The sequence below is a fragment of the Flavobacterium sp. genome, from assembly GCF_047602195.1.
Lineage (GTDB): Bacteria > Bacteroidota > Bacteroidia > Flavobacteriales > Flavobacteriaceae > Flavobacterium.
On record NZ_JASGHW010000004.1, the window covers coordinates 2,699,072 to 2,725,147 of the forward strand.

Sequence of the window (26,076 nt, forward strand, 5' to 3'; positions counted from 1 at the left end):
AAACACTATCTTCGGCAGAGAAAACTCTTTCCGCTTGCGCCGCGTTTGCGCAAATGCGCGAAACGTTACCAGAAATGCTGAGAAACCGTTCGTAAAAACAAAAACATGAATAAAAATTCAACGTCAAAAAAAAAGATTGAAACTATTTATGTCGAGAAATTTTTGAGTCATTTCGAAAATCTAGAGATAGAAAAAAGTTTTGAGAAACCTGATTTTATTTTAAAACAGCAAAATGAGATTATTGGACTTGAACATCAAATCATCGTAAATTCAAAAGCAAGAGAGCGCGAAGGATATTTAAAAAATATATTTGTGCTAGCCCAAGAAGAATTACAAAATGAAAATCCTGAATTGCTTCCGTTTTTCGCAACATGCTATATTCATGAAAACTTTGATCATAGTTTATATCGCAAAAATGAATTAAAAGAAATTGTAAAAAATGTAATTCGAGAATGTATTGTAAATGCGAATACTTTAGAAAATCCAATAATTTATGATATAGATTGGAATCCAGACGACTTCTTCTTTATTTATCCGCAACTTGGTGCTTGGTGGCAGAAAAGAATATCGGACGAAGAAATTTTATCTTCAATCAGAAATAAAGAGGAAAAACTCCCGAGCTATAGAGAAAATGTAAATGGGCAAATTTGGCTTTTGTTAGTAATAAATGAAACTGGTGAAAGTTCGTACATAATGAGGAAAGAGCCTATTTCTAGTTTTGAAAGTAAGTTTGATAAAATATATGTTCTTGAATATATCTATAACAAGATTCATCAAATAAAGTAGAGCACTTCTGGTAACCGCCGCGAGGCAAATTGCTTTCGCTTTCAGTAAGTTGAACGTTCATTTTTCACGTAGAATGTTTTATCTTCGACAGAGAAAACTCGGTTCGCTGGCTTCAAGAATTCGCCTAGCGACCTAACGTTAGCTGCAAATTGCGACGCTTTCCAAACTTAAATTTTGCAATCTTTGGCTAACGCAAAATTTGCCGTTTTAAAAGCTCGGCAACCTGCGAGCTAACCGCCGCTAAGCTAATTTGTTCGTTTTGTAGTTGCGGAAAGTTTTTTCTTCACGAAAAAACTCTATCTTCGGCTGAAGCAACTCGGTCCGCTGGCTTCACAAATTCGCTTTAGCGGCATAACGTTAGTGGCGATTACAAAAAACATCCAATAAATGGGAACTTCTATAAAATGCTTTACGTCCAAAAAGATTGAGTTACACGAACAGAATCTAAAATCTTTATTGGACAAAACCTTTAAAAATTCTTTATCAAAACTAAAGAAGATAGAAAGCTTTGAAAATAATTCTTGGCAAATGAATAACATTGATCAAGAAATTAAACATCTTGGATATGTTTCGTATGAAGGTTATGGCTTTTCCATTAATATATATGAAAAAGTAATTTGTATTACATCTTATGATCGATTTTCCAGTCTATATCTGAAAGGTAATGAGTATGCAGATAACCTAAATGAGATTTTTACTGAAATTATAAATGAAATTGGTGACGTTTCAAAAATAATGTTCTTACAAGGAGGATATGGCGATGAAGAATTAGAGAATTTAGCATATTTAAAGAAATTCTCTTTCGAAGAAATTTCCAAAGTTCAAAATGAAAATCAAGGAAATCCGGCAAGAAAATTAACGGATTTGTTTGAGAATTCGTGGTATTTAAAGTAACCGCCACTAACCCTCGCTAGGTCGCGATTGCGGAGATTTGGGTAGCTGGAAGTTGTTCGTTCACGTAGAAAATTCTATCTTGGCAGAGAGAACGCAGTTCGCTTTGATCCGCAACCGTGCCTAGCGAGCTAACGTTAGTAGCCATTTAAAAACCGTATGCACTATATGAGAACTTTACCATTCATTTTCTTAATCGGTATTTTGTGTTCGTGCTCACAGTCGCATAAATTAAGATTAAATTGTTTAGGCGAACTAAGGTTCAGAAATTCTTACAATGATCAAGAATTTTCAAAATTTCAAAATGATTCATTGGAGCAAATTGGGCCGCAGTTAATTTCTGATAAGCACTCAAAAATAAAATCTGAGTTAGAAAGAATTGGATTAATAAAAAATGACCGTCTTAAATTCCAAAAAATAAAATGGGAAAGCTCAATGGTAGACAACGAAAAACTAACTGACAATTATGACTTATATAGAGTGTTTTACAATTCTTCTAAAGCTTGTCAAACATTGGAAGCCAAAGTTGGCAACTATGAATTCGGTTATCTTTTAAAAAATGAAAATCCTTTGGAATATTATGTAGTTGATTTAATTCCTGGAAATTTTAAAGAAATTATTCTTTTAGAAAAATCTTATGTTTTAAATGGAGATAACTATGAGTTACAAATTTTTGAAATAAGTCAATAAACGGCTACTAACAGCGCAACTAAGCAAGCGTTTGATTTTCCGGGCTACAACGTTCTACTTTCACGAAGAAACATTATATTCGTCAGAGAGAACTCAGTTCGCTTGACCGCGCCTGCGTAGTTGCGCGAAACGTTAGCTGCAAATTGCGACGCTTTCCAAACTTAAATTTTGCAATCTTTGGCTAACGCAAAATTTGCCGTTTTAAAAGCTCGGCAACCTGCGAGCTAACCGCCGCTAAGCTAATTTGTTCGTTTTGTAGTTGCGGAAAGTTTTTTCTTCACGAAAAAACTCTATCTTCGACTGAAGCAACTCGGTCCGCTGGCTTCACAAATTCGCTTTAGCGGCCTAACGTTAGCGGTAATTTACTGAGAAGTTTGTCGGTAAATTAGTAAATCTTCAAAATAAAAATTATAAAATAGTTTACATTGAGCTCAAACATGTAAACTAAATAGAGAAATAGTTTATATTTGTGATATAAATGTAAACTAAAAATATATGTTAGGTAAATATGTAAAACAAACTGAAGGTTATTCTGCATTTATTCCAGATAGTTTTCCTCCTAAAGAATTAACAGAATTCTCAACAGATATTATTACTAAAGCTGCATTAGCTGAAAGACTTATTGGAAAGCTTGATGGTATCACACATATATTACCTAACTCTGATTTCTTTTTAAATATGTATGTCATCAAAGATGCAACAAACTCTGCTCAGATTGAGGGTACAAGAGCCACGATGATGGATGCTCTAGAAATGAAAGCTGGAATTAATGTAAATGATACGGATGCAAATGACATCCTTTTTTATATAAAAGCTATGCACTATGGCATTGCAAGATTAAAGGACTTTCCTTTCTCTTTAAGATTTATAAAGGAGCTTCATAAAGAATTAATGATAGAAGCGCGTTCAACTCACTTTGCTGACCCTGGAGAATTTAGATCATCGCAAAACTGGATTGGTGGTGCAACTCTACAAACTGCTTTATATATACCACCGCCAGTGGATGCAATGAAAAAAGCTCTTGGTGATTTTGAAAAATATATTCATGACGATTCAGTTATGCCTGTTTTACAGGCTGGAATTCTACACGCACAATTTGAAACTATACATCCCTTTTTAGATGGTAATGGTAGAACTGGACGTCTTTTAATAACTTTATTTTTATATGAGCGAGCAATTTTAGAAAAGCCAGTTTTATTTCTAAGTAGTTTTTTTAAGAGAAATCAACAATTATATTACGATAAGTTAAACGCATATCACAACAATAAGGTTGATGAATGGCTACATTTTTTTCTAGATGGTGTAATCGAGACTGCACAACAAAGTATTGAAACATCTGCTAAGATTACTGCCTTGAGAGAAGAAGATATGAGGAAAATACAAGGACTTGGCAAAAGAGAAGCAACTAGTGGAGTAGAATTCTTGCAGTCTTTATACAAAAATCCTTTGATAACAATATCAATGGCTATAAATACAATGGGATTTACTCGGCCAGGCGCTACAAAGTTAATTGATAGATTCGTTGAATTAGACATACTTAAACCTATTGATGAAACTAATAAATATGGAAAAGTATATATCTATAAAAAGTACCTTGATTTGTTCAATGGGTAAACTACCGCTAACCGCCGCTAAGACGAAGCGGCTGGTTTTGTTGGGCTAGAACGTTTTTCCTTCACAAAAAAACTCTATCTTCAGCAGAGAGAACTCGGTCCGCTTCGATCGACAACCTCGCTTAGCGGCCTAACGTTAGCGGTCAGCTTAAAAAAGCAGAAATTAAAATCGGTTTTTTTGCAACATTTTCCCGTCATCTTCGTCAAGTCTTAAATCAATCAATCAATCATGAATCAGTTAATCAAAAAAATCTTGTATTTCCCAATTACAAAAATTATTCTGGCAATAACTATTTGTTTTTCAATTTTTGTAGGAGCCCAAAATTTTATTTTAAAACCATTATTCTACAGGTTAATTCAAGACAAAGATATTGCCGACCCATTCATCCATATTATTTCATTTTTTACTTTATTACTTAGCTATTATTTACTGTTTCGTTTTTATGATAAAAGAGAAATAAAGGAGCTTTCTGCAAAGTATTTAGCAAAAGAAATGTTTGGGGGTTTTGCATTAGGATTTTTAACCATCTCATTGTCGATCTTTATTCTCTATTTATTAGGATATTATCAATTCATCGAAATATCGACCGCCAATTATCCCATAAGATTATTTACAACATTAGTAGTTGCGGCATTAATCGAAGATCTTTTTCATAGAGGATTAATTTTACGTGAATTAGAAAAATGGCTTGGCACTCACATTGCCTTAGTAATTATTATGTTAATTGAAACATCACACGTTTTCAATCCCAATGCCAACCTATTTAGCCTTTTCTTTGATTTGTGCTGGGGGTTTACCCTGTCTATGCTTTTCATTTATACAAAAAGAATTTGGTTGCCTTTTTTCTTTCATCTTGGCTGGAATTTTGCCCAACCCTTTTATGGGTCGAATCTAACAGGATTAAATAACATGGGAACTATTATTAAATCAAGGTTTGAAGGTCCGATAATATTTACTGGTGGCGCCATCGGCATTGAGGGTTCTTTCCTAACGGTTCTTTTTATATTATCAATCGGTATATTCTTATACAATCGCGCCAATGAAGAAGGTAAGATAATTAAAAGGAAAACTAAACAAACTGAATTATAATGTTGCGTTGATTAAACATTTCTATCAAAAGATAATGCTTAATTATGCTTATTGAAACAGAATATTACTAAAAGTTAAATCAGAAATTACAAAATCAATTAGCGAACTGACTTATTGAATAACGGAATAGGAAAATAAAGCCGAACCGCTAACAGCGCAACGAAGAACACGCTGGTTTTCGGTAGATTGGACGTTCTGTTTTTACGAAGAAAGTCTTATCTTGGCAGAGAGAACTCGGTCCGCTTTAATCAGCAACTGCACAAAGCGGCCTAACGTCGAGCGACATTTCAGAAACACATTGTAAACATGATAAGAATTATAGTTGACGAATTGGGCACGGGACATCAGGATTGTTGGCTAAAAATTGATAGTGTTCCAATTATATCAAGTGTATTTGACAGCTATTTTCTATTTGATTTCTTGGAACTCGAAAATGATGTGACGGGAATGTCAGCATATGAAATTACAAAAATCGAAATCAAAGAATTAATCTCTTATTGGAAGAACAAGATTGAAACTTGTAATCGTAATGAAAAAATCTTTTTTGGCTTACGATATTTCTGATGAATATATTGGCGGCTTAATGCTGAAGAAAAATAAGTTAGGTTTTGAAACTTCATTCGTTTTCAGCAGAGACGTTTCTGGATTTGAAATAACTAAGAGTAACTTGGACAAACTTATTGAAGAAGGAAATATAAATTTCACCGATGACACAAAGGGAATAATCTTAGGAAAAGAAGCTATTGTTGAAGGTTTGAATAGAAGCTTAAAAAGGTTAAACCAATAAACGTCGCTCAACCGCCGTTTCAAGCCATTTCCGAGATTTCGGTAAGTTGAACTTTCGTTTCTCACGAAGAAAGTTCTATCTTGGCACAGAGAACTCAGTCCGCTTTGATCGGCAACGGCGTGAAGCGGCCTAACGTTAGCAGCAATAATCAAAAACTCTTTCGTAAATGAGAACAATACAGATTTTTATCCTACTTATTGCTATTTTAGATATTCCTCAAAAGAACGCTGAGAAGACATTTATTGGTTATGAAAAAATCTGTTGGCAAAAAAATGAGAAAGACACTTGTGAAAATTACTTAAATGAAATACCTAGCCAAAAATGGTATCATGAAAATATCTTAAAAATTAGAAATGACAGCGTGTTTTTAGATAAAAATCCCATAAGTAAAGTTGGCAAAAAAACTTATTATTCAGCCTCGGATGGTGGATTCTATTATTATAGTGGTGTAATAAAAAGGACAAATTCATAAGTAAAAATTGAGTTGACTGAATTATATTGCGATTATTGTGCTGAAGAAGTGAGCCATGATAGTAAACCAATAAAAAAAAGAAAACTACTTTCTCATACAGGTAAAAATTCAAATGCCGACAAATCGCACCATTTCATTGCTTGCAGATTAAAAAAAGAGCTTGGACCTAAAGTATCTATGCGATAATGAAAGCAATTGAGAAAGACTTCCCATTCGAATTCATCGATAACATTGCAGAAGTAGAAAGCTATCGTAAAGAGATTAACCGCCCCATTTATCACATACATAAATGGTGGGCGAAACGTTTGGGATCTGTATTTCGCTCAATTGTGATGGGTACTGTTGAGAATGAATGGCCCGATTTTTATAATTCAACATTCGAAAATCCCGAAAAAATTGTCTTAGATCCTTTCATGGGCTCAGGAACAACACTAGGTGAATCACTAAAGCTCGGTTACAAAGTTATTGGCTGCGACATAAATCCTGTTAGCACTTTCTTAGTTACTCAAGCTTTAACAAAAGTAGGTTTAGATGAATTAAAAAATGAATTTAAGTCTATCGAAACCGATGTTTCACAGGAGATAAAAAAATTCTACAAAACACTAAATGACGGTTTTGAATGTGATGTCCTATATTATTTTTGGGTAAAGGAAGTCGAAGTTAATGATGAAAAGATACTATTGCACAGCTCGTATATCTTTAGTAAAAATGCATATCCGAATAAAAAACCGCATGCGCAAGTTGTCTGCCCAAATTGTGGAGATATTTTTAAATGTAGATATGATTCAATAAGTGAATTATGCCGTCTATGCAAAAAAACTTTTAATCCTCAAGAGGGGCGAGTTAAAGGAAGCTTGGTTTATGACAAAAATGGTGAATCACATAAGATAAAAGATATAATAAATAAAACCGCTAATCCGCCTAAGCACAAACTCTTTGCAATACTTGCGCTAAATCAAAAAGGTGAAAAAATATATCTTAAACCTTCGCAATATGATTTAGCATTATACGCCCAGGCAGAAAAAAGATTTAAAGAAATTGAAAATGAACTTCCTTTGCCCAACATGCAAGTCCGAAAAGGTCACAATACCGATCAAGCTAGAGGATATAACTATTTGAATTGGCGAGATTTTTTTAACACAAGACAACTGTTATGTTTGGGTATGTTATATAAAAGAATATTACAAATCCAAGATAAAAAAGTAAGAGAACAATTTATTACTTTGTTCAGCAGCACGCTTGAATTTAATAATCTGTTCTGCTCTTTTAAAGGAGAAGGCACTGGCGCAGTGCGACATCTGTTTTCAAATCATATTTTGAAACCAGAAAGAATTCCACTAGAAAATAACCCATGGGGAACTACAAAAAGTAGCGGAGCCTTTTCTACTCTTTTCAAAAGCAAATTGATAAAGGCCAAAGAATATTTAGATCATCCCTTTGACTTAAAAGTCCATTACTTAAATGAAAAAAGAATTACAGACAAAGTCGTTTGTAGTAATTCATTGAACATCAAAATAGCGAATGATTGGGAAACCTTTTATAATTGCGATGCTTTAGTTTTAAATGGAAATAGCGCACAACTCCCAATCCCTGACAATTCGGTTGATGCAATTGTCACGGATCCACCATACTTTGACTTCATCCATTATAGTGAATTAAGTGATTTCTTTTATGCCTGGCTTAATATCGGCCTACGAAAAGAATATAAATATTTTAATAAGGAAAACTCTGCTGATATAAATGAAGTACAAGATAAAGATTCGATATCATTTGCATTAAAAATTGGATTAATTTTTCGTGAATGTTACAGGGTTGTCAAAAAGGATGGATTACTTACTTTTAGTTTTCATCATTCGAAAATAGAAGGATGGATTGCTATTTATGAAGCAATCGTTCTAGCTAATTTTGTAATTGTCGCTTCTCACCCAGTAAAGGCCGAAATGGATGTTGCCTCTCCAAAGCAGGCTGCGAAAAATCCAATAAACATTGACGCGATATTAGTTTGCAAAAAAACAGATATAAGTAATGACTACCTTGAAACGGATATTAAAAACGTTTTAAAATTAATTTTTGATTCTTGTGATAAGTATATTGCGAGATTTGAAAATATAAATCGGAGATTGAGTTCTGCAGATAAATTTGTTATTGTATGCTCTCAAACGTTAGTTTATTCCTCAAAATATTCTTTAGATATAGGTCAAACTCGCGAATTGATGATTAATGCTTCAAAACTGTTCGAAACAATCGGGATAGAATGTTAGTGCGACATATAACAGCGCAACTAAGCAAGCGCTAGATTTTTCAGATCATAACGTTCTATTTCACGAAGAAACATTATATTCGTCAGAGAGAACTCAATTCGCTTACAGGCGAAACGTTAGTCGCAACCACCAAACTGTGCGTAGAAATAATGTCGCAAATATTTGAGAAAATTGTCGGAGTTATAGGTTGGCTGCAAATTGTAGCTTCACCTCTATTGTTTGGCGTTTTGATTGGTTCAATTGTATATTTTCCAAACCCAAATTCAACAAAAATGTATCTCGCGGTTGGAATCGTTATTTTGGGGCTAATTATAGGAATCTTACTCGCGAATAGAATTTGGAAAACTAAAGGAACGATGGCCTTTCTTTCAAGAATTGATGCAACTCCCGATATTGATGAAGCATTTAAGAAAGAAATTGAAAATAAACAGCAATCAGAGAAAGAAGAATAGCTTTGTCAGTGGCAGCGACTAACCGCGCATTTGCGAAGTGCGCTGGTTTTTAGCGGATTGAACTTTCATTTTCACGAACAAAGTTTTATCTTGGCAGAGAAAACTCGGTTCGCTTTCTCAGCGACTTCTCTTACCGGCCTAACGTTAGCAAACATTACAAAACATTATTGCAGACATTATGAAAAAAATATACTTTGCATCAGCGATAATTTTTACACTTACGATTAAAGCACAAACTATCGTTACTTCCAACGTAACGTGGCCTTTGGGAATGGAACTCTCGGGAAATACAATGTTTGTTGCCGAAAATTCGATTGATCGGATTTCCAAACTTGATCTGTCACAAACTAACCCCATTCCTGAACCTTATATCACAGGTCTTTACCGACCTGATTATATGTATCTTGATGGAACTATTTTATATTTTACGGAATTTTACGGAAATAAAATTTCAAAGGTTGATATTATGCAACAGTCGCCCACAGTGACAGTGATTTTATCAGATTTGAACAATCCAAAAGGAATATTCCTGCACGGGGATTTTCTTTATTATAGTGAGATGAATAAGATTTCAAAAATCGACATAACGCAACCAAATCCGATTCCGATCGTTCTCGTAAATAATTTAACGGGCCCTATAAGTATAGTACGACATGAAAATTATTTATTCTATTCTCAATTTTTTTTAGGTAGGATATCAAAAATTGATTTTACTGACTCCAATCCGGTTCCAATAATTGTAAAAAATGGACTTCTTGGCGTTAATGGCGACATGGCGGTTAGAAATAACATTTTATATTTTGCCGAACAAGATATTTCAACTATTTCGACTTTAGATCTCACACAAATTGATCCGCCGCTCACAACTTTCGATACAGGCATCAAAGCATCTGGGTTTTACTTTCACCAAGATAAGTTATATGTTTCTGATTTTATGGCTAATAAAATATACGAATATTCCGTTCCTCTTTCAGTTCAGCAAAATGAAAAAAACAAAATCGGTTTTTATCCAAATCCCGTTAGGCGTAGTGCGCTGGTTTTATTGGGCAAGAACGTTTGTTCGAACCAAGAAAATTTTATCATCGCAGAGAGAACTCTGCTCCTATTTCCGTTCCTGCGCAAATGCGCATAACGTTATACCCTATTTTATGAGCCAAATTAAACTTTTGTTTTTGATACTTCTTACCAGTACCGTTTTTGCACAAACAAATCTGCAAAAAAAGGTCTATCCCAAGACCTATCAGGAGGCAATAGAAAAAGTAATTAAAATTTCAGATGAGCAGACTAAAAATTTATTGAGAGATTGTCCTAAATATAATGTTGGGGAATTTGATTATATAATCCACGATAACAACCTAATCGATTATACAGACAGTCAGTTTTTAACATCATGCGCAAAAAGCACAGGAGTGAAATTTGTGCACTATGAAGATGTAACCAATGTTATATTAGCTGGAGTTTGGGACCAACTTAATAGTGATTTAGAATTAATAGACTTTGAAAAGGTAGAGCCTGAAAATTATTTTAATTCCATTTTGACAATAATAAATAAAGGTGAAGGCAATAGATTGGGTTATTTATCTTCTCTGCCATACTGGGTTTATCATGCCGATTATTATTATCAAAACAATAATGACAGTATTAGGAATGCCAAAATATTAAATGCTGCTAAAAAAATGGTGCTTGAAAAAAATCAAACTTCTTATTTGGGATTACGATATATATCCCAATTTGACCCAGATTTAGAAGAAAAAACAAATTTAATTCAATCGTACTACGAAAATGAAAATGATTTTTTTAAGATTCCATCTTATCACTACATCTATAGCCAAAAAAAGTTAACAAAAGAGAATGACGATGTAATTGGAATCAATTACGTTTTCAAAAAAATTTCATATAAAGATTTCTCATTAAAGTGTTATGAGATTATCTATAACAAAACATTTAATACATCAAACGATTATGAAACCTTTTTAGAATATTGCAACAACAATTACTTAGCAAAGTGGAAGTTTTTAAAAACGCTTTCTTCAGAAGATTACAAAATTTTAATTAATGAGCCACGAAAGCTATTAGAAATATTGATTCTGACGCAAAAATATTTTTACAGAAATAGCAGTTACGATCAGTTAATTCAGGGTTCTAGAGGTAGCAGTGGCGACTTAATCAACTATATAGAAAGTCAACAGAAAATTGATCATACATATCCCTACAGCCAGAGATTATTAGGAAAATTTGATTATAGAGATAATGAAGATTCAAACAGAGAAGTAAATGCTTTAAAAATCGTTGTCAATCAGTTGAGTATGGAAGAAATATTTGATATACTCAATCCCAATTCAATTAAAATTTATAATCAGACACTCAAAACAGAAGATTTCCTGGAACACAAATACCTGATAAGTTTTATCTTGGCTTCACAATACAAAAGATTTCTGAATTATCCCGATAAAAAAAGAGTCTTTGAAAATTACTATTATTATTGGACTAATGAGCATGTTTCCTGGCCATTCGAATATTTTGTAACCGATATGTTAATTCAAATTGATCGTAAAAAAGCAAATGAAATTTTTAAAAAAGAATTTCAGAAAAATCCAACAAAAGGTTCATTTACACGACAAGGGATATTAAGCTCAATTATAGAGTACGACTTTAGCAATAATTCAAAATTTGTAGAAGATTGGTATTGGACAGTTCAGGATAAAGATTTCAATTACAGTCCTGCCGAACATAAATTGATTTTGGAACTCTTGAAAGATAAAAATAATGATACATTAAGTCTTTACAATAAAATTACAAATGACATTAGATATAGAGAATAAAAACTGTGTATAACGCCGTTTCAGCCATTGCTGGGTTTTGTGTTTGCAGGACGTTTTTCTTCAAAAAAAACGCAATTGGCAGAGAGAACTCTTTTCACCCCTACGCAAATCCACTTACAGGCGAAACGTTAGCCACCATTAATACCGCGAAAAACTAAAAATGAAGTTTAAATTTTCACCATCAATTCCAGAATCAGTTTGGCCAAAGTCAACATTACTTTCAGACAATACACCAAGCGAATTCACAGAATCTGTCTATATGATTGATGCAGATTCTGAATATCCCGTGGCATATGAAATAAAATATGAGTATGATTTCAATCCTTTCAAAGAAGGGCTAATTGTTGGCGATATTCTTGCCGTTGGAATACAAAACCATTTTTATCTTTTCGATTTAAAAACTCAGAAAAATATTTTAAGCCAAGAAATCGAAGGCTATTTTTGTAAAATCTATTTCGATGAAGACAAATTTTTCGTCACCGGCGCTTCAGGAGTTTATGCGATTAGTAAAGAAGGTAAACTTTTATGGGAAAATAACCGTTTAGGAGTTGATGGCGTACTAATAGGCGAGATCAATGAAAATGCCTTATTTTTAAATGCACAAATTGATCCTCCTGATGGCTGGAAAGGCTTTCGATTAAACAAGAAGAATGGATTAGAATTTTAACGTCGGGCAAACCGCCGCAAAACAACATTAAAAAACCAATCCATAAAAACACAAAAACATGACATTGAAATTTCCAAATATTACTGCCGTCCTCATTTCAATATTGTGTCTTTCATGCAAACCCAATACAGCCGAAAATGATATCAGCATAGAAATAATTACCAAAGAACTCATTTCCAAGCCAACCTCCAAAAACACGGATCAATTTTACATTACAGCAATTCTCGATATTGCGGACAGTTTGCCCGTGAATAAAATCGATGTTAAAATTTCAAATTCAAGCAGCAAGACCTATGTGCTGTATTTGTATAAAAATTTTGACAAAGTTGAATCCAAAAGAAAGAACATCAAATCTGTGGTCTATCACAACAATGACATTCTAGCGCCCTATTTTTTTGGTGGTGCCGTGGGCTGGACCATGCAAGCCTATGTTTCCAGGAAATGGTTAAACGAAAGAACAACCGATTCGTTAACCAATGAAGTCAACGAAATCTACCGAAAGAAAAAGGTGGATTTTGGACAATTGGAATTTCAACGGGAAACAACTTATGTGGTCATCCATCCAAACGAATCCCGGTATTTTACATTTTACAGGACATTCCCTTATTTTCTCGAGGATGATTTTGAAGGACGCTATAAATATGATTTCAAAGAAAATGAGAACTATTTTTTTCAAGTAACCCTCGAAAATCAAAAAAAGGAATTGATCAAAAATCTTGACGAGAACCAATTGAAAGAAATCAACGAAAATGGATACACTATTTTCGACCAAAAAATCCAGTCCAATAAAATTCCGATTCATCTGATCAAGTAAGCGTCATACTGACAACCAAGCCATTTAAAAAACTGCGCCATGAAAAACTTTGCCATTGCTCTCCTTTCCCTTTCGATCTTTATTGGTTGCAAAAACCAGCAAGAAAAACCTATTCCGATTGCTGCAGAAGTGACAGACAAAGAAATCTATGAGATTGTAAATTTAGTAATCGCCGAACACGAACAAGCCATAAAACACGATATGCGCGAAGGTGTTCCGTCGCCGTACCAGTATTTTTTGGACAGAAGCCTTGATCCCTTTTTCAACAAATCGGATAGTCTAAAGCTATTTTCGGGTGATTCTATTTTCTCCAAGCACGATTTGGATTTTGTTGGCAGGCAAATCCAAGAGAGAAAAAATTTCAGGTACGATAAAGATGAAATTAAAAGCAAAACCTTAAAAGTCATTTCGATCGATACGATCCGACACCTGATCGAGGAACGAAAAAGAACGGGAAAAGGATTTTATGAATTGTATACCAAAAAATTGGGGAAAGGATGGTATTACAGCATCGGGATACCGTTATTTTCGAAAGATAAAAAGACTGTTTTTATCAATTTTGACACCTTCGGCGCAGGAAGTTCGGTCATCTACAGGAAAATAAACAACCGTTGGCAATTTTACTGTCACGTATCCAGTTGGGCCGCTTAACGCATTGTAACCGCCGCAAAACCAATGGTGTGTTTGCATAAAAACCTTTATCTTCGTCAAAGACTACCGCCCGTCCAGTGGCCAAATGTCAGGAGAACGCTTGTAAACATTGCGATAATGAAACAGCTTGCATTGGCAATCTTATGGGTATGCACCCTAACATTTGTCAGGGCAAATACGAAAAACGGGACGACCATTGCGCCCCAAGGACATCCTACGATTTTGTAGCAGACGGTAAATCACGGTACAAAGGAATTGAACGTACCTGCGACTGGGATGGGTTCGATTTTCTGAAAAAAATATATTTGGGCAGTAGGTAATTTTCATAACAACCCCTTTGCGCAAAGGTTAGTTTTTGAAATGTTTGAATATCTTATTTCGCGAAAAAACATTATCTTAGGCAAAAAGAACAGGATTGCTTCGATGGGCATCCATCTGTGCGAAATGTTAGTGGATTGTGATCTAATTGCCCATAAAAAATACTGCCGGGATAAAGCAACTGTGTCCTTGCTGTTTTTGTAGCAACTGGACGTTTGTTCAATTCCACAAGATTCTTGTATTGACAATGCAAACCTGCCCTTGCTTTCGCAACGGCGCAGATGACACGAAACATTGAAACGGTTGGTCAAAATTAAAGGTCATGACAAACGAAGAAATTATATATTACGAAAACCTTAAGGGCAATCCATCTCTTAACATTTATCTTTTTGATAAGCTATTTTCCGTTATAAACGGAATTACTGTGGCAAAACCGAACATCAGTTTACAACTTATCGATGGCATCCCAATGGCATACAATACTTTTACGGACACCGATACTTTCAGCAGTTTATTTCCAGAAGGATTGAGTGCGCCTTCTTTTGAGAATAATTTTCAAGATCTTAGCAGTGAAAATTCCATAGAAAATAATGCTACACAATATGCTTTAAGCAGTCCTTTTAAAGAAAACAGTATTTTCCATCCGAATTATGACAAAAGCAAAAAAGAGGAGGAAGAAAACCGGAAAAAAGAAAAACTTATAAAAATTCAATTAATAAAAGACATCAACAGTGATGAATTAAATGCCGCAAGTGAAGATAATTTTAAATTCGGATGGTGGAGCACAGATTATGAGGGGAAGAAAAAAGTGCCATCTGATCAATACCATCTATACAGGTCTAACTTAGAAAAAACAGTGTATTTCCAGATAGAGGTTAATCCTAAAATTCCTTCAGGAACCAGCATAAGATTCCAGCTTTACGATTTCGATGGAATGTTTAACTTCGATGATAAGACTTTTGCAGAAAATGAAATTATCAAAACTGCTGTTGTCAGAACGGTCAATAAAGAGAAACGAATTACAATAGAATTGTTTTTAAGCCCCAATTGGGGTAGTGATATTGCCATAGAAAAAGGACTCTTTGCAAATGGAAGTATTGAACTCTATTGGCAATGGGAATTTAAAAATGTGATTTGGTCGTCTAAGCAAATACAACTTAACGTCTATCCATCATTGATCAAACTTCATATCAAGCCCGTCTTGCAGGATGAAAAATTCAATTTGCCAGAATTTTATTCTCGCCTAGGTGATCTAATCTTATTCGCTATCGAGCGATTGCCAAATGGCGAAATTAAAAAATTTGTATCTATTGCCATCCGAAATACGACCACTTATAAATCAATTGAAGATGTCAACAAGTTTCTCAAAGAAGTTTATACCGAACGAATTAATTTAGATACCAATGAAATCGAGGCAGCGGGCTATGAGGTGACTGAACTCAACAATTACTTCAAAATTAAAAACAACGCGACAAGCATATTTATCGAAGAAGAAAAGATAACGGTCCCGGTTGAAAAAGGAACCAAACTGGCCGTATACAATAGCCTAAACAAAGGAATTGCTTTAGCAAAAAATGCTGCAAAAGGATATGGCCATTATCAGGTAATCAAAGAAACTATAAATATGTTTCCGGAATTAAGCTACAATAGCCAGTTTAACATGCCATCGCTTTCTACATTTGTAGGGTTAATTCGTGGCGCCGAAGTTATAGCCTTTGCCTTGATGGTTACCGAATGGGTGATAAAGGACCAAATGAAAGAAGACGAGGAAACAATAAATCAATTTTTATCTATTGATTGGCAAAATGCAAAGAAGAAAGGCTTGGACAATGCCTTAAATTTCATCCAAAAAAGTAACTGGGCAAGGGAAAATGGCTTTACAAGTATCCTTATTGCGCAGGAAAATTTAGATTCTTTATTAAAAGGGGAATACAATGCGTTGGAAGAATTAATTCGGGCAAGTTTTGTAAGCGAAAATCCGAAAATCTATGTCGTATTTACATACCGGGTAACAAATGAAAAATTAGATACCTATACTGATGTCGTAGATTGTATATACCTAAATTACGATTCATGAAAAATACTTTTTTGATTGCCTTTATCCTGCTTTCATCTGCCAGTTGTGGAAAAAAAGAATACTTTAAAGAAGTAATCTCGCAAAAAGAGGTTACGCTTTCCTTGCACGAAGAAGATAATGAGAAATACCTGACGCTTAATATTCCAGTTGAGTTTGAATTAAATTTTAATTCCTCAAAACTGATTAGCGCAATTCCATATTACAAAATCGATGGGAAACACTTAATGATAGGTACCGACTATCTGATGTATAACAAGGTTAACAACAAACTTCTTTGGGGCTTTGATAGCTTTGCCCCTTACAGCTACCCCAAAAGAATCTATTTTATGACGCGAAAAAGAAAGATTTCCGAACAGCAAGCCCTGACGCTGATAAAAAAATACAACCCTAATGCATCGCTTTCGTCACTTCAGAGAAGGCATCACGATACAATTGATTTGATTCCTTATCAAAAATTTAGAAAAGACCATCCTGAATTTTTACAAGAAATGAGGAAAACCCCCGATTCACTAATAATGAATATGTGGTTCGGAGGCAATGACAAAAGGGTAATTAAACAGAAAATAAATTGGTAACTTTCGATTGCATCTGTGGCTCTTACACGGCTTCGTACAACGGCATATAGCCCAAAACACAAAAATGACACTACCGTTTATTTGCATTAAAAAAATACCAAAACATAAAGGCTAAAAAAATCAACTCTTTTTGCAACCTGATTTCAACTCATTGGTCTAATAAGTCATATGGGTAAGGAAAATAATCTTTCTGCTGATCAAGCGATAGTTGCTGGAATTTTGAGTGGAAACACACAGGATTTCGCCGTTATTGTGAAAAACACAGAACGATTGGTCACCCATATCGTACGGAAAATGACGGTCGGCCAGGACGACCAGAAAGACCTCGTACAGAACATTTACCTCAAGGTTTTCCAAAATTTGCCGTCCTTCCAATACCAGTCAAAATTATCAACCTGGATTGCCCAGATCGCTTACCATACCACCGTAAGTTATCTGCAAAAAAAGAAAATCCCGATACTGGACATTGCGGAAAATTCCGAAAGCCGATCGGCCCAGTCCGAAGACATCGAACTCGAGATTTTCAGAAAAGAAATGCTGGCGGTATTGGACATCGAATTGCACAAGCTTCCGCCTTTGTACAAGACTTTGTTGACGCTTTACCATTTGGAAGAACTGTCCAACAAGGAAATAGCCGAAATCACCAAACTGCCCGAAGGCACCATCAAAAGCTACTTGTACCGGGCTAGGAAAATACTAAAGGACAACATCAACCGTCATTACAACATTAGCCACCATGAAAAATAACCATTTGACCGACGAAACGTTGCAGGCATTCCTGCTCAATGAAATACAGGACGATGCCGCTGCCATTCACATGGCCGAGTGCGCGGTTTGTTCCGCCAGGCTCAAGAACTACCAGTACCTGATCGAACGGATCGATCAGATGGCACCCGAATCATTTCCTTTTGATGTGACCACCGTCGTGATGCACCAAATTGAACTACAGCAGCGGCGAAAAAACAGCCAACAGGACTTGATTTTTTGGGGTGTCATGGGCATTGCTGCCGCAATCATTGTATTATTAGGGCTTCCTTTTATAGCGCCAGTCGCCAGTATTTTTTATACCAAGTCCTTGCTGGTCAATTCATTCATCCTGGGAACAGCGCTCTGTGTAACGGTTTTCTTTGTGGCCGATTTGTACAAGCGATACGATAATAAAGAAAAAGCACTATTTGACAATCATTTGCAACCGATGCCCTGACCACCGGTCTAATTAAGTATAATCAAACTAAAAAAAACGATGAAAAAAATAGCAATAATTGCCGTAACCCTTCTAGCGATTGCCGACGGCCTAGCACAAACCAAAGACTACCAAACGGAAAATGCTGTCAATACCATTGCCGAAGCAACCACAGAACCGATAATCGGCCCCGTATTCCCTATTTTATTCATGGCCTTTCTGGTGTTCATGCTCGTCTCCGGCATCAAATATTTCCTGGAATTTCGCTTGAGAAACAAAATGATCGACAAGGGCATGTCCGAACAAATGCTCACGCACTTATCCAATAAAAACGAGGACAAAGTGGATGACGCGATCAAATTGGCCCTCCTGTTTAGCGGCCTGGGAATAGGTTTGTCCCTCACCTATCTGGCCGGCCCCATCAGCATGCTCTCCTTGGCCATCATGGCATCGAGTATCGGCCTGAGTTATTTTGCGTACTTCTGCTATCTGCGTCAAAAAAAATAATCCCGAACCCTTTATTTCCCGGCCATTTTTAAAACCCACGCGCTGGGACTGGAATACTATTGTCAAATCCCATCATATCAATCAATTATTTTCACTAAAACATGACAACATTTAAAACATTAGCAGCATCCGTAGGTTTATTGCTTTGCATTAATCTTACTTGGGCACAATCGATCGAGACACAGATTGATGCCATTTTCAATCAGACTTATCCGGCAGATTCACCCGGTGCGGCAGTCCTGATCGCCAAAGACGACCGGATTGTGTACCGCAAGTCATTCGGGATGGCGAACCTCGAACTCAAAGTACCGATGAAACCCGAAAATGTATTGCGCCTGGCGTCCATCACCAAGCAATTTACCAGCGTGGCCATCCTGCTGTTGATGGAACAAGGCAAACTCAGCCTTCAAGATCCATTGTCCAAATACATAGCCGATTATCCGCGCGGAAATGACATTACGATCCATCATTTGCTCAACCATACTTCGGGCATCACGAGTTTTACCAACCTGCCGGACTTCGGGAGCAAAAAGCGCAACGACATGAGCCCGGAAGAAATCATCGACAGCTTCAAAAACCTGCCGTTGGAATTCGAACCCGGCCAGCGGTATGCCTACAGCAACTCAGGATATGTACTCTTGGGATACCTCATCGAAAAAATAGCGGGCATGCCCTATGCAGACTTCATACAACAGTTTATTTTCGACCCATTGGGCATGAAGAACTCCCAATATGATCAGCATGACAAACTCATCCCCAACCGCGTCAACGGTTATCAACCGGGCGATTCGGGCTTCCAAAATCCGGAGTACATCAGCATGGGCACTGTGTATGCTGCCGGCGCTTTGCTGTCTACCGTCGATGACCTGTTCTTGTGGAGCAAGGCCATCCACCACAATACGCTGATCTCAGAAAAGAGCAAGCAACTCGCCTTTACCAATCATTCCTTAAAAAATGGAAAACACACCAACTACGGCTATGGCTGGGCCATCAACGAACTGGCCGGTGCCACGTCGATCGAACATACGGGAGGCATCGACGGTTTCACCACCTCGGGCATTTATGTCCCCGATAGCAATCTGTACGCGATCGTATTGACCAACCTTGATGACGGCATCGGTCCCGAAATGAACAACCTGAAGGCGGTATCCCTGATCATGGGCAAACCCATTGCAGACAAACCTTCGGTAACGCTGACCGACAAGCAGCTCAAACGATGGGTCGGCGCTTACCAATTTGAAGATACTGTGCGCTTCATCACCTTAGCGGATGGCGCTTTGTACAGTACGCGTGAAGGCGGTCGTCCGTTCAGGCTCTTGCCCGTATCGGAAAATGAATTTAAGTTTGAGGACAGTTTTACGACCTACGAATTCACTTTAAAAAACGGCAAGAAGCAGGCGGTTTACGTCAATCGGATCAACAAAAGCATCGGCAATCAAACCGATAAAAAGCTTCCGTCGGAAAGAAAAGCCATGGTACTGTCCAAAGAAATGCTGGTCAAATATGTGGGGGTTTATGAACTCCAGCCTTCGTTTCAGATAACGATTGACTATCAGGACGACCGCCTGTTGGCCAAGGCGACCGGGCAACCATCCGTGGGGCTTTTCGCCGAAACCGACAACCGCTTTTTCATCAAGGAGATCAATGCCCAAATCGTTTTTGATTTCGAAACCGACGGTACCGTAAAAAGCCTGCGTTTTATACAGGGAAGCCAGCAGATGGAAGGAAGGAAAATAAGATAGCCAAGATTATTTCAACGAAGCAACAGGTAACGGCAGCAGCATTCACAACCGGTCCTTGTACATCGCCAGGACTTCATCGCGCTTTTCGCTTGCTTCGCTTTTTAAGATGTCTATGAGCTTTACCAGTTTCCCGGCATCGACTTTTATTTGGGATACATTCAGGTTTACATCTTGGGCACCAACGCTCCGATTGAGAGAAGTTGCCCAACTGTAAACCTTTTTTCTCGATTTTAATTTTTCAGCGCCAACAATTGAAATGAACTTTTGTTTTTGAATTTCAATTTCATAAGCACTTTCAATCAGCTCCCATTCGATTAAGCCTAATTTTGTTGTCCTATCCCAGATGCCGTTTCGGTTGATGATGATTTGTACCCTTCTGTCCAGGAAATGAAACAGACTTACCATATAACCGAGTCCGAAAAAACACAGTGGAAACCAAAGTTTCCAGCTATTGTCGCCTTCGATAAAAATGAACCAAGCGCAAGGAATTACGAATAGGGAACTCAATAGAAATAACCTTAAAGACTTGATGGGGGATTTATAAAATTTGATTTCTGTCATTCTTTATTCTTGATAGGCAGGATTGCGATGCCATTACTGCTCGTTTGGTTTTTTACACCGCATTCAAAAGTAAATAAATTAACCCAAAACTTCAATCGGGAATTCCTGCAACCGTAATTTATTGGTTTTGGATAAGCCGACTTATTTTTTCTCAAAGAAATTTTTATCTTGGCAGAAAAAACATAATCCGCCTGCCGCGTTGTCAAACGCAACGACAAGGCCCACAGTGTCACACGAAATCCGGTATGAAAATAAAAACAGCCTTCTTACTTTTAATGATCGCGCTTGTTTCGTGTACAGACAAGACCGAAAATCCCATCGATTTTGATCGGTTTGTAATCTCAAAAGGACAAATCGGTGAAATAAAAATAGGAATGTCCATAACAGAGGCCGACAAATTACTCACGGCATTGGGTAAAAAAGAAACCCTGGCCTACGATTATGGCTTTGACGGCGGCGGAAAAGCCTATGTTTATTCCGTGGCCAACCAGCCCATAATGGCGCTGATCCCAAAAGCAGATTCGGACAACATTCTATCGATCATTGCATTGAGCAAAAGATTGAAAACCAGCAATGGCCTGCGTCCGGAATCCCAAGTATCTGCCCTATTGCAAAAATACCCACAGATGCGCATCAATCGAGACGATATGATGGATTGGGAATACATGCACGATTCAACCAATGGTTGGACCTTTGTCTTTTTAACCGACGAAGAAAACAGGGTCGGACCATATGACGACAGCGAGCAACCGGCCCAACCGATCCGGAAAGAGGCCAAAATAGATTGGATTGAAATAAAATGAAACCCGTTGCATTGCGCGACCCGAAACACCATCCCAATTTTAAGCTATGTTTATATTTCGACGATTATTCAAAAAACCAGATACCGAGTGCCCAAGATGCCTGGGCAAAGGAACCGTTGATGCAGATGACATCAAGCGGTTGGGCAAAGAACTCGGTTGGCTGCCGGGCCAGTGCGCATTCTGTAACGGCAGCGGAAAGGTCTTCCAAGATACCGTTGCTGCGGTTCCGGCAGACTTGGCCTATTTAACGACAAGCCTATCGAAAATCGAACGGTCGAGAATTTTGAATGGCGACAAAAAGGCTTTGGAAAGGGCCCGGATTTATGCCGAGAATTTGGCCGAAATTACCAATCGGGTGGCCAAGCAATACTATGTTGGCGGGCTTGACCTGGAAACCATATCGGATTTGCATTTCGCAAGATTTTACCCTAATGAACCATCCCAACAGGAAAAAGAGGAATTCTTGGAATTTGCAGCCAAAATTATAGCATTTTACAAGGACCAGTACGAATAAACCGGACAGTTTGACCCAAGCGATCTGATGGGGCCAGCGTCCCGCCAAACGCCACAGAAATGACCAAAAGATTTGCCCACCATAACCGAATCATATAAATTAGCTCCAGTAAATCAAATCAGCATTGGAAAAGCACGGCAAAACAATCAAAATTTTTCTTATTGACGGAGACCCAAACGGAAGGATGAGTTGCGAATTATCCAATTGGACGGGCAAAGCATACAAAATTCCCAGGATAAAAGTCAAGGACTGCAGCGACCGAACCGACCTCAATTCTACAGGGGTCTATCTGCTGTTCGGAAAAGACGACGAAGGAAAAGACCAAGTCTATATCGGCGAGGCCGAATCGGTTTTGAAACGGCTCAACCAACAATTGTCGCAGAAAGATTTTTGGCACGAAACCATCGCCTTCATCAGCAAGGATGAGAATTTGAACAAAGCCCACATCAAGTACATCGAGAACCGGTTGCACGACATTGCCGTATCTTCCAACAGGTACAAGATCGAAAATTCCGCCACTCCTACCCAATCGGCTATTTCTGAATCGGACCGCTCTGAAATGGAAGAATACATCGAGAACCTCAGGATGTTGGTCAATACGCTCGGACATAAGGTATTTGATGACAAAAGGGAAACCAGCAACCACAAGAAAAGCCAAATTTTCGCCATCAATGCCGCGCGTGGCGCCAATGCCAAAGGCGAGCCTACCTCCGATGGGTTTCTGGTCCTGAAAGGCTCCATCGCTGCCAATTCGGTGACGCCGTCCCTATCGCCCTCGCTGGCCAAACTGAGGGAAAACTTGATCGAGAAAAATATCCTGCGCCATTTGGATGACCATTTCGTATTCTCTGAAGATTATATTTTCACGAGCCCTTCCCTGGCCGCAGCGACCGTCATGGGAAGAAACGCAAACGGCTTGGAAGAATGGAAATTGAAAACCGGGGAAACCTTAAAAAGTTTTGAAAGCAGCAACGGCGATACCGCATAAGACCTTGTCGGCTTTTTTTGAATCTGCCTATTGGGGAAGCTTCGGCGTCCTTCATATGCTTTAAAATTTGAAATTTTAAAAATAATCCTGAAAAAAAATGATGATTTGAAAAACTTTATCGTAATATTGCAATATAAAAATACATCCAAATGGGCGCCACCAAAACCGAACATTTCACAACCACGCAAAACCAAATTGCCGTTTTGGCCAAAGCACTTGGCCATCCGGCCAGGGTTGCCATCATCGAGTACCTGATGGGCATTGACACTTGCATCTGCGGCGATATTGTAAACGTATTGCCGCTGGCCCAGCCGACGGTTTCCCAACATTTGAAAGAACTCAAGAATGCCGGGTTGATCAAAGGAAACATCGAGGGAAATGCAATCTGTTACTGCATCGATGAAAACACTCTAGAGATATTGCAAAGTTATTTTGCACTGGTGTCGGCCAATCTCGGAAAAAAGAAAAACAACTGTTGCTGATCAAAAAACAAAAAATCATGAAACTATCTGAAATCAAGTCAATCCTGCAAACCGTCGAAGCGGTACATTTTAAATTGGAAAACCATTCTCTGGTCCCGGAACATTTCCATGTGACCGAAATCGGGATCATTTCCAAACATTTCATCGACTGCGGCGGAACAGTCCGACAAGAAAAAGTGGCCAATTTCCAACTTTGGGATGCCAATGATTATGAACACCGGCTCAAACCGGGCAAACTTCAAAACATCATCGCCCTATCCGAGAAGGTTTTGGGAATGGACGATATGGAAATCGAAGTAGAATACCAAACAGAAACCATCGGGAAATATGATCTGGGATTCGACGGACAGCATTTTGTACTTCTTTCCAAAAAAACAGCCTGTCTTGCAAAAGAAAGCTGCGGCAGTCCCAAACAAACACGCCAATCTTCCGGTAGGCAAATGACCTGTTGCCCAACGGAAGCCAATTGCTGTTAACCATGGAAATAAAAACGATCACAGAAATAGACTACGCAGCGGTCTCCCGAATTTACCAGGAAGGAATCACAACCGGGATGGCTACTTTCGAGACACAGGTTCCAAATTGGACCGACTGGGATAAAAGCCATTTGCAGAATTGCCGTTTCGCGGCATACGAAAATGGCGAGATGCTCGGATGGTGCGCGCTGACCGCCGTTTCCAACAGGTGTATTTATGCGGGTGTCGCCGAGGTGAGCATTTATGTCGCACAAAAGGCCCGCGGAAAAGGAATCGGGTTCGCACTGCTGAACCATACCATCCAGGAAAGCGAAAAACAAAATTACTGGACCTTGCAATCCGGGATTTTCGAAGAAAACACCAGCAGCATCAAATTGCATGAGAAGTGCGGTTTTCGCACCGTAGGCTTGCGTGAGCGGATTGGAAAAATCAACGGACTCTGGAAAAACAATGTGGTGATGGAGCGCCGCAGCAAAATCGTAGGCAATGAGTAATCGCGAGTACTTCTTCAAATACAGAAAACCCGTTGTCATCATTTCGGCCACAATGGTCTTGCAACTTATATTTGGCTGGGACCCGAAATTCTTTATCATCAACCTGATTTGGTTATTGTTTTAATTATGAAAAAAATTCTTGTCCTGTGTACGGGAAATAGCTGTCGAAGCCAAATCGCCGAAGCCTATCTTCGCCATTTCTCAAAAAATAAAATGTTGGTTTACAGTGCGGGCCTGGAAACGCATGGTGTAAATCCCAAAGCGATTGCGGTCATGAAAGAAGACGGGATCGATATCTCGCACCACACTTCAAACCCGATCGACCAATACCGCGGCATCGATTTCGATTTTGTGCTTACCGTTTGCGACCATGCCAAAGAGCATTGCCCATTTTTTCCGACCCAAGCCAAAAAGTTCCACCACAATTTTGCCGATCCGGCCAAAGCCCAAGGCACACAAGAGGAAATACTCCAGGAATTCAGGAACGTTCGCGATGCGATCAAGAATTATTGCGAATCGTTTATGGCACAAAACAGCTAAAAGCGATTCCCAACCGCAACATTTGACTGTTTTTGTAATTTGGCAGATTTTACTATCTTCGGCAGAAACCCTGTCAATCCAATGAGCAACACGCAACTGTTAAAAATCGCCATCGTGCTCCTGGCCCTTTCGGCCTACGCCTATCGGTGGTATTCCCGGAGGAAAAAGTCCAATACAGAAAATGAGGCCGATGCCGACCAAGAAACCCCTACCTTTTTCTTCAGCCTCAACGACGGCAACCAGACCGAGGTCATTGTTGCCCCAAAATATGATCCGGAATGGTTCAAGGCGCTCGACGAGAAATATTCCTGGGACCGATTCGACGAATACGACAACCGCTTTTGGGAATACATGTACCAGCTTTTCGACACACTTCCCGATTTGGCCGAAACAGAGAACAGGATTGATTTTTTCAACAACCTGAACCGGCCGCAGAAGGTTTTTTATTCCCTGCTGGTTTTTAACGGCGATACCGACAATGGCGGCGTTGCCCAATTTTTCTTCAACAGGCCGGAGTTCGTGTTTGCGGTTTTGGAGACTTTCGACGAATTGAAATTGCCCCAATTGAAAGCCGATTACGAAAAATGCCTCAACGAGTTTTTGGGCACTTCCGAGAGTTACCTCAAGCGAAAGCAAATCTTCAATGATCAAAATCTGGATTGGGAAAAACGCTGGAAGGCATTTGTCAAGGGCTATGACGAAATCAAGTCGGCTGCGATCCTGGAAGACTATTATTACACCACCGAATTCCGAAAAGATTATTATAAAAACTTTGTGGATTATGCAGACAGGCATATGGATTATTTCGTAAAAAAATAAA

The 26,076-nt window shown here is 38.1% G+C and carries 29 protein-coding genes; 28 read left to right on the forward strand and 1 reads right to left on the reverse strand.

Annotated features, from left to right (window positions below; genetic code table 11):
- The first annotated feature begins 105 nt into the window (after window positions 1–105).
- The 20 genes from QM717_RS18340 (at window position 106) to QM717_RS18435 (ending at window position 20,398) form a co-directional block, all read left to right on the forward strand.
- Window positions 106–786, forward strand: coding sequence for a hypothetical protein (locus tag QM717_RS18340; protein WP_415039715.1), 681 nt, complete (start codon window positions 106–108; stop codon window positions 784–786).
- 387 nt (window positions 787–1,173) lie between these two features.
- Window positions 1,174–1,680 carry a hypothetical protein gene (locus tag QM717_RS18345; RefSeq protein WP_415039717.1) on the forward strand — a complete coding sequence of 169 codons (507 nt, stop codon included), beginning with the start codon at window positions 1,174–1,176 and terminating at the stop codon, window positions 1,678–1,680.
- A 165-nt stretch (window positions 1,681–1,845) separates the two neighbouring features.
- Window positions 1,846–2,367: a hypothetical protein gene (locus QM717_RS18350; protein WP_415039719.1), complete on the forward strand. Its 522-nt coding sequence runs from the start codon at window positions 1,846–1,848 to the stop codon at window positions 2,365–2,367.
- 495 nt (window positions 2,368–2,862) lie between these two features.
- Window positions 2,863–3,981 (forward strand): Fic family protein, encoded by a 1,119-nt coding sequence (locus tag QM717_RS18355; protein ID WP_415039721.1) that lies wholly within the window; start codon window positions 2,863–2,865, stop codon window positions 3,979–3,981.
- Between the two features lie 228 nt (window positions 3,982–4,209).
- Window positions 4,210–5,070, forward strand: coding sequence for a lysostaphin resistance A-like protein (locus QM717_RS18360; protein ID WP_415039723.1), 861 nt, complete (start codon window positions 4,210–4,212; stop codon window positions 5,068–5,070).
- A gap of 529 nt (window positions 5,071–5,599) precedes the next feature.
- Window positions 5,600–5,857 carry a hypothetical protein gene (locus tag QM717_RS18365; RefSeq protein ID WP_415039724.1) on the forward strand — a complete coding sequence of 86 codons (258 nt, stop codon included), beginning with the start codon at window positions 5,600–5,602 and terminating at the stop codon, window positions 5,855–5,857.
- Between the two features lie 166 nt (window positions 5,858–6,023).
- The gene (locus tag QM717_RS18370; RefSeq protein ID WP_415039726.1) at window positions 6,024–6,329 is read left to right on the forward strand and encodes a hypothetical protein; all 306 of its coding nucleotides are present in this window, start codon (window positions 6,024–6,026) and stop codon (window positions 6,327–6,329) included.
- Window positions 6,330–6,514: 185 nt separating this feature from the next.
- Window positions 6,515–8,590, forward strand: coding sequence for a DNA methyltransferase (locus QM717_RS18375; protein WP_415039728.1), 2,076 nt, complete (start codon window positions 6,515–6,517; stop codon window positions 8,588–8,590).
- A 149-nt stretch (window positions 8,591–8,739) separates the two neighbouring features.
- Window positions 8,740–9,042 (forward strand): hypothetical protein, encoded by a 303-nt coding sequence (locus tag QM717_RS18380; RefSeq protein ID WP_415039730.1) that lies wholly within the window; start codon window positions 8,740–8,742, stop codon window positions 9,040–9,042.
- A 178-nt stretch (window positions 9,043–9,220) separates the two neighbouring features.
- Window positions 9,221–10,174: a hypothetical protein gene (locus QM717_RS18385; RefSeq protein ID WP_415039732.1), complete on the forward strand. Its 954-nt coding sequence runs from the start codon at window positions 9,221–9,223 to the stop codon at window positions 10,172–10,174.
- A 16-nt stretch (window positions 10,175–10,190) separates the two neighbouring features.
- The gene (locus QM717_RS18390) at window positions 10,191–11,864 is read left to right on the forward strand and encodes a hypothetical protein (protein ID WP_415039733.1); all 1,674 of its coding nucleotides are present in this window, start codon (window positions 10,191–10,193) and stop codon (window positions 11,862–11,864) included.
- A gap of 160 nt (window positions 11,865–12,024) precedes the next feature.
- Window positions 12,025–12,531: a hypothetical protein gene (locus tag QM717_RS18395; protein ID WP_415039735.1), complete on the forward strand. Its 507-nt coding sequence runs from the start codon at window positions 12,025–12,027 to the stop codon at window positions 12,529–12,531.
- Window positions 12,532–12,589: 58 nt separating this feature from the next.
- A complete protein-coding gene (locus QM717_RS18400; protein WP_415039736.1) occupies window positions 12,590–13,345 on the forward strand; it encodes a hypothetical protein in 756 nt (251 codons plus the stop codon).
- Between the two features lie 39 nt (window positions 13,346–13,384).
- On the forward strand, window positions 13,385–13,996 hold the full coding sequence (locus QM717_RS18405; RefSeq protein ID WP_415039738.1) for a hypothetical protein: 612 nt from the start codon (window positions 13,385–13,387) through the stop codon (window positions 13,994–13,996).
- A gap of 640 nt (window positions 13,997–14,636) precedes the next feature.
- Entirely contained in the window at window positions 14,637–16,391 is a 1,755-nt protein-coding gene (locus QM717_RS18410; RefSeq protein WP_415039740.1) for a hypothetical protein, read from the forward strand.
- Entirely contained in the window at window positions 16,388–16,966 is a 579-nt protein-coding gene (locus QM717_RS18415) for a hypothetical protein (protein ID WP_415039742.1), read from the forward strand. The genes QM717_RS18410 and QM717_RS18415 overlap by 4 nt, the downstream gene beginning before the upstream one ends.
- A gap of 168 nt (window positions 16,967–17,134) precedes the next feature.
- Window positions 17,135–17,713: an RNA polymerase sigma factor gene (locus tag QM717_RS18420; protein WP_415039744.1), complete on the forward strand. Its 579-nt coding sequence runs from the start codon at window positions 17,135–17,137 to the stop codon at window positions 17,711–17,713.
- Window positions 17,703–18,170 (forward strand): hypothetical protein, encoded by a 468-nt coding sequence (locus tag QM717_RS18425; protein WP_415039746.1) that lies wholly within the window; start codon window positions 17,703–17,705, stop codon window positions 18,168–18,170. Before QM717_RS18420 ends, QM717_RS18425 begins: the two co-directional genes overlap by 11 nt.
- A 39-nt stretch (window positions 18,171–18,209) precedes the next feature.
- On the forward strand, window positions 18,210–18,656 hold the full coding sequence (locus tag QM717_RS18430; RefSeq protein ID WP_415039748.1) for a hypothetical protein: 447 nt from the start codon (window positions 18,210–18,212) through the stop codon (window positions 18,654–18,656).
- 101 nt (window positions 18,657–18,757) lie between these two features.
- Window positions 18,758–20,398 carry a serine hydrolase gene (locus tag QM717_RS18435; RefSeq protein ID WP_415039750.1) on the forward strand — a complete coding sequence of 547 codons (1,641 nt, stop codon included), beginning with the start codon at window positions 18,758–18,760 and terminating at the stop codon, window positions 20,396–20,398.
- A 42-nt stretch (window positions 20,399–20,440) separates the two neighbouring features.
- Here QM717_RS18435 and QM717_RS18440 read toward each other — a convergent pair whose 3' ends face one another.
- Window positions 20,441–20,959, reverse strand: coding sequence for an STM3941 family protein (locus QM717_RS18440; protein WP_415039752.1), 519 nt, complete (start codon window positions 20,957–20,959; stop codon window positions 20,441–20,443).
- A gap of 374 nt (window positions 20,960–21,333) precedes the next feature.
- Between QM717_RS18440 and QM717_RS18445 the strand changes: the two genes are divergently transcribed.
- The 8 genes from QM717_RS18445 (at window position 21,334) to QM717_RS18480 (ending at window position 26,075) form a co-directional block, all read left to right on the forward strand.
- On the forward strand, window positions 21,334–21,762 hold the full coding sequence (locus tag QM717_RS18445) for a hypothetical protein (protein ID WP_415039754.1): 429 nt from the start codon (window positions 21,334–21,336) through the stop codon (window positions 21,760–21,762).
- Between the two features lie 46 nt (window positions 21,763–21,808).
- Window positions 21,809–22,276 (forward strand): hypothetical protein, encoded by a 468-nt coding sequence (locus tag QM717_RS18450; protein WP_415039756.1) that lies wholly within the window; start codon window positions 21,809–21,811, stop codon window positions 22,274–22,276.
- A 184-nt stretch (window positions 22,277–22,460) separates the two neighbouring features.
- Entirely contained in the window at window positions 22,461–23,264 is an 804-nt protein-coding gene (locus QM717_RS18455) for a GIY-YIG nuclease family protein (protein ID WP_415039758.1), read from the forward strand.
- Between the two features lie 149 nt (window positions 23,265–23,413).
- The gene (locus QM717_RS18460) at window positions 23,414–23,746 is read left to right on the forward strand and encodes an ArsR/SmtB family transcription factor (RefSeq protein WP_415039760.1); all 333 of its coding nucleotides are present in this window, start codon (window positions 23,414–23,416) and stop codon (window positions 23,744–23,746) included.
- 17 nt (window positions 23,747–23,763) lie between these two features.
- Window positions 23,764–24,222: a DUF6428 family protein gene (locus tag QM717_RS18465; protein WP_415039762.1), complete on the forward strand. Its 459-nt coding sequence runs from the start codon at window positions 23,764–23,766 to the stop codon at window positions 24,220–24,222.
- Window positions 24,223–24,224: 2 nt separating this feature from the next.
- The gene (locus QM717_RS18470; RefSeq protein ID WP_415039764.1) at window positions 24,225–24,716 is read left to right on the forward strand and encodes a GNAT family N-acetyltransferase; all 492 of its coding nucleotides are present in this window, start codon (window positions 24,225–24,227) and stop codon (window positions 24,714–24,716) included.
- Window positions 24,717–24,842: 126 nt separating this feature from the next.
- The gene (locus QM717_RS18475) at window positions 24,843–25,256 is read left to right on the forward strand and encodes an arsenate reductase ArsC (protein WP_415039766.1); all 414 of its coding nucleotides are present in this window, start codon (window positions 24,843–24,845) and stop codon (window positions 25,254–25,256) included.
- Window positions 25,257–25,337: 81 nt separating this feature from the next.
- Window positions 25,338–26,075 (forward strand): hypothetical protein, encoded by a 738-nt coding sequence (locus QM717_RS18480; protein WP_415039768.1) that lies wholly within the window; start codon window positions 25,338–25,340, stop codon window positions 26,073–26,075.
- Window position 26,076: the final 1 nt, after the last annotated feature.